The 11,825-nt window shown below is 39.7% G+C and carries 8 protein-coding genes; all 8 read right to left on the bottom strand.

Annotated features, from left to right (window positions below):
• Nucleotides 1–190: 190 nt before the first annotated feature.
• The 8 genes from CSD97_RS08840 to CSD97_RS08805 all read right to left on the bottom strand — a co-directional run bounded on the left by CSD97_RS08840 (nucleotide 191) and on the right by CSD97_RS08805 (nucleotide 11,770).
• Nucleotides 191–472 carry a helix-turn-helix transcriptional regulator gene (locus CSD97_RS08840; RefSeq protein WP_098032294.1) on the bottom strand — a complete coding sequence of 94 codons (282 nt, stop codon included), beginning with the start codon at nucleotides 470–472 and terminating at the stop codon, nucleotides 191–193.
• A 153-nt stretch (nucleotides 473–625) separates the two neighbouring features.
• Complete coding sequence (locus CSD97_RS08835; protein WP_098032293.1) at nucleotides 626–2,293, bottom strand: RNA-binding domain-containing protein; 1,668 nt, start codon at nucleotides 2,291–2,293, stop codon at nucleotides 626–628.
• 2 nt (nucleotides 2,294–2,295) lie between these two features.
• Nucleotides 2,296–3,348: a DUF1848 domain-containing protein gene (locus tag CSD97_RS08830; RefSeq protein ID WP_098032292.1), complete on the bottom strand. Its 1,053-nt coding sequence runs from the start codon at nucleotides 3,346–3,348 to the stop codon at nucleotides 2,296–2,298.
• Nucleotides 3,335–5,806, bottom strand: coding sequence for a hypothetical protein (locus CSD97_RS08825; protein ID WP_098032291.1), 2,472 nt, complete (start codon nucleotides 5,804–5,806; stop codon nucleotides 3,335–3,337). The genes CSD97_RS08830 and CSD97_RS08825 overlap by 14 nt, the downstream gene beginning before the upstream one ends.
• A gap of 32 nt (nucleotides 5,807–5,838) precedes the next feature.
• Nucleotides 5,839–6,867, bottom strand: coding sequence for an ATP-binding domain-containing protein (locus CSD97_RS08820; RefSeq protein WP_098032290.1), 1,029 nt, complete (start codon nucleotides 6,865–6,867; stop codon nucleotides 5,839–5,841).
• Nucleotides 6,868–6,875: 8 nt separating this feature from the next.
• The gene (locus CSD97_RS08815) at nucleotides 6,876–8,942 is read right to left on the bottom strand and encodes an NERD domain-containing protein (protein ID WP_098032289.1); all 2,067 of its coding nucleotides are present in this window, start codon (nucleotides 8,940–8,942) and stop codon (nucleotides 6,876–6,878) included.
• Between the two features lie 163 nt (nucleotides 8,943–9,105).
• Nucleotides 9,106–10,494: a MobV family relaxase gene (gene mobV, locus CSD97_RS08810; RefSeq protein WP_098032288.1), complete on the bottom strand. Its 1,389-nt coding sequence runs from the start codon at nucleotides 10,492–10,494 to the stop codon at nucleotides 9,106–9,108.
• A 214-nt stretch (nucleotides 10,495–10,708) separates the two neighbouring features.
• Nucleotides 10,709–11,770 (bottom strand): DUF6371 domain-containing protein, encoded by a 1,062-nt coding sequence (locus CSD97_RS08805; protein WP_098032297.1) that lies wholly within the window; start codon nucleotides 11,768–11,770, stop codon nucleotides 10,709–10,711.
• Nucleotides 11,771–11,825 lie beyond the last annotated feature (55 nt).

Below are 11,825 nucleotides of genomic sequence, written 5' to 3'. Positions count from 1 at the left end.
TCCATCCAGTCACTGATTTCCCTTGTGCTGTTTCCCATTGCATACAAGCCAATTATACGGTCAGCAACACCTTCTGCCAGAATAGTCTCACGCTTGAACCGAATATTGCAAAATATCAATCTGATTATCAAATATTAACATCGGAAATCGTATGATAATGATACCATATAGTTCCCGATATTTGTGAGGATTAGCCTATTCTTTCTTGTGCAACCTCAATGGCTTTTCGCTTTAATTCGTCTTCATCTTCTATAGCATCCAATACTTTGTCTGCCAGCCATAGTGTAAGAAGTTCATTTTTATCAATATTGAAATACTCAGCTAATTGTATTACTTGTGTCCGTTTGGCATATCTATCGCCACGCTCTATTTTGCTAAACATTGGAGTGTCTATATCAAGCAAAGCTGCCAATTGCCTTTGTAGCACACCGTGTTCTTCTCTCAACTCTTTTATTTTGTCTCCTAATAACATGGTCTTTATTCTTTTCAGTTCAGTATGTATTTTCGTCGAAATTCGATGGATTTAAACATTTTTGACGGAATAGGCTGTCATTATCCGCTATAATATGACGGAATCCGTTATAAATTCCGCTATAATTAGCGAAAACCGCTATATCTGTTGTGGTTATTCTTTCAAGAACCAAGTTCGCCCATTAGCAAAAATAAGTTTATCTACACTTAGAGCATTAAGAATGTCTCCTAATATCCTCAATTGCTGTTCCCGTGTTTTAGCTTGCGGCATTACATCTTTGATGTATTCGTAGATGCCATCACGTTTGGCGCCATCTGATCCTGCATTCTTAAGATATTGCAAAACCATTTGTTTAATTTTGTCCTTATCAAGTCCTTTTTGCTTGGTGTAACCTTGCAATTGACGAGTAGCTTTAGCAACTCCTAAAGAAATTGTATAATTGGGAGCATCGCCCTCAATAAGTCCCCTGTTCAGCAAGTCTTTTGCAACATCTTCATGTATGAATCTGCCTTTCTGTACAGCGTCGAGAGATATGCAATCCCATAATGACAGAGTGTTGTCGGTCTTCAATAAATCCGTATATCGCTTATTGATCTCGTTACCATATATGCGTACTACAACCTTCTTTTTCGCCGCATCAATCTCGTAGTCCGGCATCGGAAAGTGTCTGCGCCATTGTTCATTAAACATTTTCTTGATGCCACGACTTACGGTATCAATCATATTGAAGTCCACCATTGCCTTGCATAGGCATTCATTGCGGAAATAGGTCTGAGATTCCTCATTTCTCAAAGCATTTTCCAAAGTTCCGGGGATGAAAGTACCGGCGTTGGAATAATATAGATAGCCGGGATTCTCAACGAAATTGACACGCTGTTGCATCGTGTAATCTTGATGAGCAATACAGTTATGAAGTGCTTCGCGTATAGTGTAGTCATCATACTGCTTCATTGTATCTGGGAAAAGCGTACCACCAGGCATTTCACGCAAAGTCAGATTTTCAATCTTTGAGAGAATTTCATCTACTGTCAGTATGAATGGAACAGTGAAATGTTCGTAGTCAACCACATCTTGATTTGCATCCCTGCGTGTCCAGGTTACCTGAGCGACAACAGGGCGCAGTTTAAAGGCTGATTCGTATTTGCCTAACAATATGATAGCGGCACGAGTGATGCTTCCATTTCTTGTTAGTCCGCATTTGCCAAGAAATGTCTGAATATCCCAAGCATTTACCTCGGATTCGGGAATACGGCTATGTACCTTCTTAAACATTTTGCGGGCTTTAGCTATAGCAACTTCGTCAAGGTCATCTATCGTTGCATCAGGAACAATCTGTGCAGACCAATCTGTTTCACCAAATATTGGCTCATCAAGAATGACATTCATGCGTTCAGTGGTCAACTCTACAAGAGAATCTTCAATTCGCTGCCATGCTTTGTTATGAGCGTAAACAGGCAATTTGGGACGATGCTTGGGAATATGTATTACCCAAACTTTCTTGTTAGTGTCATCGGTAACAAACTCTTCAATATCGAGACCTTCTGTCGAAAGATTAACACATCGTTCCGTTAAACGAAGAATTGCCTTTTGCCAGTCATAATTATAGGTATCCGTCCCGACAATTTCCAAAGAACTGTCATGTACCCCTATCACTAAATGTCCTCCTTCCATATTGGCAATAGCCGACACATATGAGATGACATCGTTTTTCTCATCCCCACAGAACGAGTTCTTCAAATTCTTGAATTCCTTCCATTCGCAACGAGCATTCTCTTGTGGATAGTTGCGAAGGAGATATTGTTGTAGTTCTGACTCTTGCATAATTACCCAATTATACTTTCACTTTCATCATTATGTTTCTCAGCATTTCGGATGACGCATTCTTTACTTGTATTGGCATAGCAGTAGACACAGAAATGACGACAAGTATTATACATGCCGATGTCCTTGCTGACCATACATCCACATACCTTACGTTGCCCTGTATCCTTTACATTACGCACCTTCTCTGGTATTGGTGGCAAATTACCAAACAAGTCTTTTTCTGGTAATTTCAATGTATGTAGATAATAGACAAGTTCCTTATCGTCAGCAAAAATGCGTTTCATCAATTCGCCATCAATGCAACGATTGTGTTCTATCCCGTATTTTTCAAGGTCAATATTTTCAGCACAAGTGGCGATTTCAACATCCCAACCATCTTTGTGCCAAGCTTCACGAATCTTTTGAAGACCTTCTACAATTTCTATTCGTTGAGCAAGGTTGGCTTCGGCATTCTCCACATTCTCCTTTGTAAAGAGCATACTTTCCTTAACAAGATTGTTTTGAACCTTGCGATATGCTTTTACATCAACGAAACTGAATACAAGCTTATTTGTGTAACCTTTCAGTTTATTTCCAATGCGCCAAATGCGCGTCAAGAGGTCACGAGGAGCAATGTTTGGCGTAATTATTAAAGGATCAAAACGCCAGATTACTTTCTCCTTACCAATCATATCAGAAAGTTTCTTGAATGTCTCAACTCTGTTTTCGACAGACGAAACATTAGGCTCAAAACCTTCTTTTACATAATCGTTGAGTGTAACCTGAAAGTAGTAGTGTATTCCTTTTTCGTCAAGCTCATGAAGGTATGGGAGAATCGGCTTTGGGTTTTTTGTCCAGAAAATCACCACCTTGCAGTTTTTGAACGAAATATACATTTTCTGCTGGTTGAACGGATTATACCAAGCACAATACCCTTTAGCCAAGCGGTTGAAGAACCACTTGGCATAAAAGGCAGGAATATCGGTTGAACGACTTGCAGAGACAATGACAGGAGCTGTAGCTTCTACTTGTTCACCTGTATCGTTCGTGATAATAATTTTACCTATTGGCATAACGATTAAATAAATCTTGCATTAACTGCTCAAAGTACTGTTTATTCTCATAAGTTCCCTCTACGATAGGAGGATAACCACCTTTATCATAAAAACACCAATGCTTAAAATGATCAATGGTTGATCTATTATCTGTAGGGTTATCCAATGGATTAGAACAGTATTTACCACCAGGAGCATAACCTTTTTGAAATGTTATTACCTTTCTGGAAAGCGTTTCTCGCATTTTTATAGGTAGGTAGTTTCTTGAAAGGATAAAATAGTTAACATTTGCATCCTCTACAAATTTAGATGATGTTGGATGTATTGGTTTCAGGTTTCGCTTTTCAACACCACCCTGCGAAATAACTTTATTTCCTTGTGGTTGTGGATGCGAAGTCGTATTTAAACTTTTAATACTTGAAATTAGTTTCTCAATCTTCTTATACGCAGCATCAGTTGGTTTCAAGAAGTTGTCAAGGATGCTCAAGAACGCTTCTGGATCTTGCCTTTTACTCTCAAGTTCTATAGCTTTATCAATATTTTCTTTTTGGGTCTTTAAGCCTTCCTTACCTACAATCGAATAAATTTTACTACGGAATTGTTCTGGTGTATAAGAGCCCTCATCTCCTGCAAAATTAACAGCATCAAGAGCTTTGTACGCTTTAGTTGTAGTAATACGTGAGAAACTACTAAAAATATACATAAAAGCTTTAGGACTTTGAACTATATTTTCAAGTTCAACAGCCTTATTTATTGCCTCAACAACTTTCTGCTGTTTTACAACTTTTGACTCTACATTATTTAGATTCTCAATAATCTTAGATCCCAACTGACTTTCTACAATAACTGAAGTATTATTGCTCGCTTTTGGTAAGACTGCATCCTTTATTTCTACTCCATTAAGCATTCGCCAAACATTACTTGCAAATGATTGATAATAATCCTTATTGCCATTAATCAATACAGACGTAAATGTCTTTGGCAGAGACGTAAAACCTCTTGTGGCACCATAGATGCCATAAGCTAACTTATAATTACAGAATCCTACTTGTACAAGGTACTCTACCAAGCGATCAATGTTATCGCCTTTCTGACAGAATGCAGCAAACGATGAAAGTACATCATTTTCAATAGCGAATAAGTCAAAGGCGGAGTTCTCCTGAAAATGATTAAGTAATGCTCCAACATAAGCAGATGCAGGATTTGAGTCCCATTTATCTCCAAGCATGTTCCTTAGAATCATACCTCCATTATATGCCTGTGCCAAAGGTTCTTCTACGCCATTTTCTTCCATTACAGATTTGTACTCTGCCATAAACTGGGAGCAAATAAGGTTCTTATAGAAAGAACTTTGGTAAGATGTGTCCAAAATATGCAAAGACAGATTATCATCAACATTCAGCAATTCCTCAATGGCATACTTTTCACGTTGAGCATTATCTTTTGCTTCCAATTTACGAATGGCGCTATTCATATTGTCTGTGACACGAGAAAACGTCTCTGGGGAAACATACTCTAAACAACTCCACAATTCGTTTGCATCATAGACTCTACGAAGAGGAAGTTTGTTACAGAATGCGTCATAAACACCCCAGTAGTGCAAAAGATTCTTGGCATCTTTTGTAGAAAGACCTTGCGGATTGTCAGACAATTTTAACTCTAATAAATTTTTGTTCCAAATGGTATCTTCATCTATTGAAGAATAGATTTCATTAAACACTCTGATTCCATTCAAGATAGCATCGTCTTGTGCCTGAGTGGGTCTTTTATCAGGAGAATTTACAACAGCAGAAAGCGTGTTACGAAGTTTTCTTGATAAAGCTTTCAATTTGCCAACCTCGTTGCTGACCGAGCTATTAGCACCTATTAGATAACAATAAATGAAACCTTTAATTCTGTCTAGCAGAACGTCTCTACTAACATCTATAGGTTCATTCTTGATCTTGAAATTTACATATAAAGGATTCCATAAGAAATCATCTTTTTCAGATTGAGTAAATAAATCTTTGGCAACGCCAAAAAATGTTTTTTTCTCTTTGGGTTTAACACCTATGTTAGGAGCATAAAGCTTATAGAACTTATTCTCCAGACTTTGTTCTGCCTTTGACAATACACCCTGACGCTCCTGATAACTATTAAAATAGATACGACAATGAAAAGGGTTAAGGTTGATGGTATGATAGCAGAGATAGGCCTCTACTCCGTCATGTTCCTTAGCCTTCTCAAAGAATCCATCTTTATAGTCATCAGTTTCTATCTCAATAACCATAGGATAGTTCTCAAGGTCATTTTCTTCAATCTCGAACCTTGGATATTTACTGTACAATATTATTACTTGGTCTTTGTCGTTCGCGCAGACAGGATAGAAGCGTTTGTTACCAAAGCCGCGTCTTGCGTAAAATCCTAAGGGCGAAATTGACTCTGAAGACAATATGTTATTGAAATTCAGAGTACAGGTTGGTATGTATAATTTCATAATTATCCTCGTTTTTTAGGAGTTGACAAACCTCATAGTGTTAATTTGGGACCGCTCGTAAGACTCGTATCATAAAGCGAAGTAGGTACATCATCAAAAAGACTGGAAAGATTGCCTGAGTGCATTATATACAAAGCACGATAGGTTCTTGTTACGGCCACATATAGTGGATTTCGGTTTGCATCGTCTTCAACAGTACATTCAGGAATGAAAACATGTTCAAATTGAAGTCCTTTAGAACTATGGTAGGTCATCATCTTTGGATTGTCTGAAGAAAAATCTAGATCCATAAACTGTCCATACTTAGCTTCAACGTTAAGACCATGATTCTTGAAATATTCATATGCACGCTCTACTTCATCATTGTGTCTAAATAGGATGCCGACATCCTCCATGTTTTTGTTTTGAATAAGCGAAATGATGGCATCATACTGTTCAGTAATGTTATTGTACTTGATAATCTTTGGCTTTTCAACACCCTCTTCAGTACAACGCTCTTCAAGTTCGTCACTTTCGGAATTTAGATACTGTGCAAGACGGGCTATCTTTTTGGGTAATCGATGATTGAACACAAGCTGTTCGACAGGGAACTTAGTAAAATACTGTATATCCTCCATTGAAACAGTTTGCTTATCTTTAATAAAAGTATAAAGTTGTTGAGCCGAATCACCATACAACAATAATGCTTTTTTTGCCTTAGAACGGAATAGTTCTATATCCTCTTTGGAAAAATCTTGTGCTTCATCCACAATAATATAATCAGCACTTGGACATCCAGCTCTATTCTGCCAATGCCAATGATAATCAACATTTCGTTGTGGAATACCTACCTGTGAAATGCCATCAGCCATATATTGCATTAGTGCTTTAGTGAACACAATGTAAAGATAGGTACCCTTATGCTCATCTTGTATTTGTTTTGCCTTCCACAAGGCAAGAATGGACTTTCCGCTACCAGCACACCCTTTAACAATGTAGGAGTTATCTGTTTTCTTGTTAATCACCTTTACCTGGTAATCATCAAGTTCGGAATCTTTAACGTAAAAACTTCTCTTAGCCATGATTAGATTTATAGATTTATGTTAAAACTATCAATTATTATTTTATTGTTTTTAGATCGACTGCAAATTGCCAAATCATCATTTTGCTTGTATTTGGTGGGGTGTATGACGTGGATAAGGTTTGCTGTTTCCATCCCTTGCATGATAGCTGTCTTAAGCGGTTTCTTACACAGCACTCGATAACACACCCTGCTTTCGTCATTTGATTTGTGAGAATGACTTACGCTGAATGTTTGCTGCATAAAGCAAAAGTCTCTACATCCATCATGACAAGCACACGACAACGGTAGAAGCGTCTCAATGGTTCTGCTTTTACAAACATAGTCATTTATTGTATTATTCATCAATTGAGGATAGAAGTATCCTGAATGTTCGTCTTTAGTTGTTACATCAAGCATTATAAGCAAACCATTTTCATGAAGAAAAGCCGTAAGTTTCTTTGCCATTATTGCGTATGCATTTATTGGTAGGACTTCTTTAGAAATTAACTCACAAACCATCTTGTCACAGAGGATAAAATGATAATCGTTCTTTCCGAATGCAAGTTTTTCCACGTCTTCAATAGAGCCTAATGTTTGGCTAAATGTAGTTAGTTCGACTTGTATATTTTTATTAGGGTTACACTCTACTAAATCCTTGAGTATGGCTAAAGCACCATCATTGCCATCTATTGCTGTGATGCTTATCTTTGTATGAGGTAAATGTCTTCCAATTGCTGTAATCAAGCCAAGAATTTCCCCACCCGTACCGCAACCGTAATCCAATACACTAATCTCATCTTGTTCCAACGTTTTCTTCAGGCATTTATTCTGCAAAAGATTATCAGCAATACAAAACATTTCTGCATAACTGCGAGGAAAGTAAGTACCAAGATAGACTTTAAGTTCTTCTTCGTTGAGATCAAGATTATACTCATAACGCTCATGCTCTGGAGCATAAATAGCTTGATGGTCATTGAAAATCTTTTTGTCAAGCCAATGTGGCAGAATCGTCTTTGACTTTCGGAAACAAACGTTCGAATTAGTATTTGATAGTTCTTTTGATTGATGTTCTTCGACAACGCCAGATGAATTGTCACTTTCGGTTGCAATTCTCTCGCCTTCTTCCCAAAAGATTGTAGAAGGTGAAATGGCTTTAACAGCATGATTAATGAACTTTGCGAGTTTTGCACAATGTTCACCGATGCCATCTGCATTTATTGTCACAACATATTCTTGAGTTAACCTTATTCCGTGTGCTGCAAAAGATGAAGATGCCCTTGTGCTGTCAAGCACCTTGACTGTAAAATTGTCGAGCTTGAGCGATAATTTTACTATCCTTTTCACAAAATTCGAAAGTGCAATACTATTTTCGTCCTCGACAACAAAAGAATCAAAGTTTAACATTACCTCTTTTTTCTTTTGTTTTTTCTCTTCAGTGTGGGGCTCGTACTTCTTTATATCTTCGATCAACTCTATTTTCTCAATTGGCTCTGCTGGTTTATCATAAGTAGCATTGCTGAATTCCGTCAGGTAGAAAGGATTTAGGTTGAGAGTTTCCGCAAGTTTAACGATTCCGAGTGGGGCAAGGTCGGTGTGAGGACAAGTGATGTCATCCAACTTTTCAATGAAATGTTCGCTATCAGTAATGTGAAGCCAAGACCTGTTGGTGGCACTTAAATTGTTCTCCAACTCTATTGGTTGATGAAAAATAATAAGGTGTGGCACGTCCTTGATTTGGTTCTTTACAACACCTAAGACTTTAAGTTCTTTCTTTACCGTGGAATGATTTATCCTAGCTTGTTGAAGAACAGTCTTTCTCGAACCTCCCTTAATAATTTTACCATTGCATGTCCATTCTCCATTTTCATTGGCAACAACATTACCTCCATAATTTTTGAATTCTATAGAAATAATAGCGTCCTTCTTTATAAAGAGGGCATCTAACTCACATCCAATATTATAGTTGCCTGCGAACACACAGAATTCATTCGAATCCTCATAGTGAGTTTTGAGTTGCTCACAGAGAAACCGAAACTGCTCACGTTCTGCTGTTGTGTCAAAGTTTCCGACTCTGAATGTTAAAAGTCCTCCCATTACAAAATATCAATGCTATTTATGTAAACTAAATGATCTTTATTTCTGTACTGACTTTTTCGATTAAGAATTGTCAGTTTTTGACTACAAAAGTACATAAAATATAGCAAATACTTGTATGTATAGATATGAATTTGCAATAAATATATTTACTATAAATCAACTATCTTCGTTTAATCGAAGTATGCTTCTTTGCTACGTTATCATTCCACGGAAGGTCAGACGATGAGCCACCAGTTCCTGTCCCGACATGAACCTCCGCCGGTCCTCCGGCGGCAAGGGTGAAAACAGCGCCCAGCAATTCCGCCTGTTTTCCGTTTACCTGTTCCTGCGGATCGAATACAGCGTTGACAAACTCCTCGTCCGTGATTTCGCCGTTAAAATGCTTTTGGGCCGTATCATAGTCTATCTGGAATTTGATATTCTCAAAAAGTTCCTCTCCGACCCGTGTCCAGATATGGAGCGACGGATTCCGATAGTTTGAGACATTGATACGTACAAGATTGGCACCGGATGAGAGGCTGTAATGCTGAGGATTGGCCTTGCGGTCAAGCAAACTTATCTGCTTTCGCAGCCTGTCTATGACTGTATCTTTCTCTTTTGACTGCTGTTCTGCCTCTTCAGCTTGCTGAATGGCCTTGTCTATTTCTTTTTGATAGCCATTTCGTAGTTTTCCGATTTCTGATTTATGTTGTTCCTGCAACCATGCCTTTTCTGCCTGAAGCTCCTTGAGCCGTTTGTTGAGCCTGGCAATCTCTTCGTCCTTGTTCGAGAGTTCTTTCTTTGCTCTGGCAAGGTCTCCCTTGCCGAACCACGAGAGGATGGTGTTCCTGCCCTCCTGCGCCTTCTCCACATCTGCCTGCAACTTGGCTATGTCCTCCTCATAACGGATGACCTGCTGCCTGTAATAATCCGAATTGGCCTGATGTTTGGCGGTGGAGCCGACAATGCCCCGCTGCAGCCCGAACGGTTTCATGGTCTTGGCATAACTGTTCTGATATTCGTGTAGCTTGGTGCGCCGCATCACATCATCTGCCGATAAGCGTGCCCCGGATTTCGTTTCATACTTTTTCTCGCCCTCTCGCTTTTTACGAAGTCGTTCAGTGGTTACAATAGGTACGATAGTGGCATGTAGGTGCGGAGTTTTCTCATCCAAGTGCAGCACACATGATACAAGATTCTCACTTCCGAAAGTGTCTTTTAGCCATTTCATATTGGCATCTATCCATTTATCCAACTTGCCATCATCGGCAATCTTCATCATCTGCTCATGTGTTCCGGTCAGGATGATGCGGATAGCTTTCGTCTGATTCTTGCCGACTTTACGATGTAGTCCGGCATGGTCTATTCTGAATTGTATGGCTTCCGTCCTGTTTTTTACTCCATCTGGAAATTTAACCAATTCCCGATTAAGATGTGTCCTGTTCGCATCGGCATTGAAAGGTATATACTTCTTCCCCTTGGCATCCTTTCTTTCTATATGGCATGACATACCGGAGTCATTACCGCTGCCACGTTGCAGGTGACAGACTGCATATTGTGTATTACCCATATATCTTTCGTTTATGCTGTTATTACTCTGATTATTGGTTTGTAAAATCCCGTCCTACGTGCCGCAGACAACCGGGTGTCGAGAGGGTATCCCTTCGCTTATGGGCTTTTTGACTGCCACTCGGAGAGTGAAAGCGGTGAAAATGCCCTAATAAGCTACGGGATTTTACAAACCCTTTTACACAGACAGCAAGCTGTCCGATTCTCTTGTCGCTCTACTCCTGCATTGCATCCATAAGTTCCAAGTCGAATGTATCTATCAAGGTCTGCAATGCAGGGTTGCGTTCTATCATCTTCTGTAGGATCATCTGCGGCGTATCTTCCATCAGAAGGAAATCTGCAATGTCCAATCCCTGACTGCGCTGTTCATCGGTCGCCATCTTCTCCAACAGGTCGGAACAAGTGGCACGCTTGCAGACGGATTGCAGCATCGGGACTTTGCGCCGCCATTCTTCCGTAGCCTTCAGGTCGGGAAATAGAATCACTTCCCGGCCTCTCAACACCTGCATGGCTTTGCTGTTGAAGCATCCGTGCATACCACCTGTAGCAAGCCAGATGAAGTCCGGAATGAACTGGGCGGCAACCAAAGCCGTCTTCTCGCTCTCGACAATGGCGACAGTCCTTGTCGAGGATGAGGCATCAGCCAACAGATGTTCACCGAACAGACATTGCTTCATATGGAAGTCCGGTATCTTTTTGACCGAATGTACCCAGCTTACCTGATTGAACGGATGCTTGATTCGATGCCCGGTCTTAGCATCATAACCCATAATCTTGCCTGCCCGCACATTACCGTTGATGTCTATCTGCCAGAAAACGGTTGCCCCGTTCCACATCTTGGATGTACCGACCTTATAAAGATTGAACAGCCTGTCAGTCTTCTCCTTGCCTGCCACTTTGGTTAGATATCGGTATAAAGGGTTGACGTCAAACTTCTGCATGGACTGGCTAACCCAATCAGAGGGAAGATAAGAAGTCTGTGGTGCAGAACTAGATAATGGCTTCGCTATTGGCTTGACGGCTCTTGATGGGGTGTCGCTTCTGTTGTTTTGTTCAATCATGGTTTCTTTGATGGTTGGATTATCCTGAAAATACTTCTTCGGGGTATAATGGTAGCCACAGCTGTTGATATGATCACATTTGCCCACATGGTTAGGGAATGTAATTTGCGCATTCCCGTCAACATATCGGGTAAAACAGGACTTTCTGCCGCACTTTGGGCAAACTGTTTTACTGCCCGGTCTGTATTTTTGAAGATGGAATCTGTACTCACTCATAATGCTTTCGTTTTTGATTACTGCAAATCCGAAAGACCATTTGCAGTCTGCAGTC

It is taken from the genome of Bacteroides sp. AR29 (genome assembly GCF_900217715.1).
GTDB classification, from domain to species: Bacteria; Bacteroidota; Bacteroidia; order Bacteroidales; family Bacteroidaceae; genus Bacteroides; species Bacteroides uniformis.
Note: the sequence above shows the minus strand (reverse complement) of the source record. Positions and strands in the feature narration are given on the sequence as shown.

Excerpts from the sequence above, each read along its gene's own strand:
- CSD97_RS08840 (WP_098032294.1), bottom strand. The coding sequence starts at position 472 with ATGTTATTAGGAGACAAAATAAAAGAGTTGAGAGAAGAACACGGTGTG.
- CSD97_RS08835 (WP_098032293.1), bottom strand. The coding sequence starts at position 2,293 with ATGCAAGAGTCAGAACTACAACAATATCTCCTTCGCAACTATCCACAA.
- CSD97_RS08830 (WP_098032292.1), bottom strand. The coding sequence starts at position 3,348 with ATGCCAATAGGTAAAATTATTATCACGAACGATACAGGTGAACAAGTA.
- CSD97_RS08825 (WP_098032291.1), bottom strand. The coding sequence starts at position 5,806 with ATGAAATTATACATACCAACCTGTACTCTGAATTTCAATAACATATTG.
- CSD97_RS08820 (WP_098032290.1), bottom strand. The coding sequence starts at position 6,867 with ATGGCTAAGAGAAGTTTTTACGTTAAAGATTCCGAACTTGATGATTAC.
- CSD97_RS08815 (WP_098032289.1), bottom strand. The coding sequence starts at position 8,942 with ATGGGAGGACTTTTAACATTCAGAGTCGGAAACTTTGACACAACAGCA.
- mobV (WP_098032288.1), bottom strand. The coding sequence starts at position 10,494 with ATGGGTAATACACAATATGCAGTCTGTCACCTGCAACGTGGCAGCGGT.
- CSD97_RS08805 (WP_098032297.1), bottom strand. The coding sequence starts at position 11,770 with ATGAGTGAGTACAGATTCCATCTTCAAAAATACAGACCGGGCAGTAAA.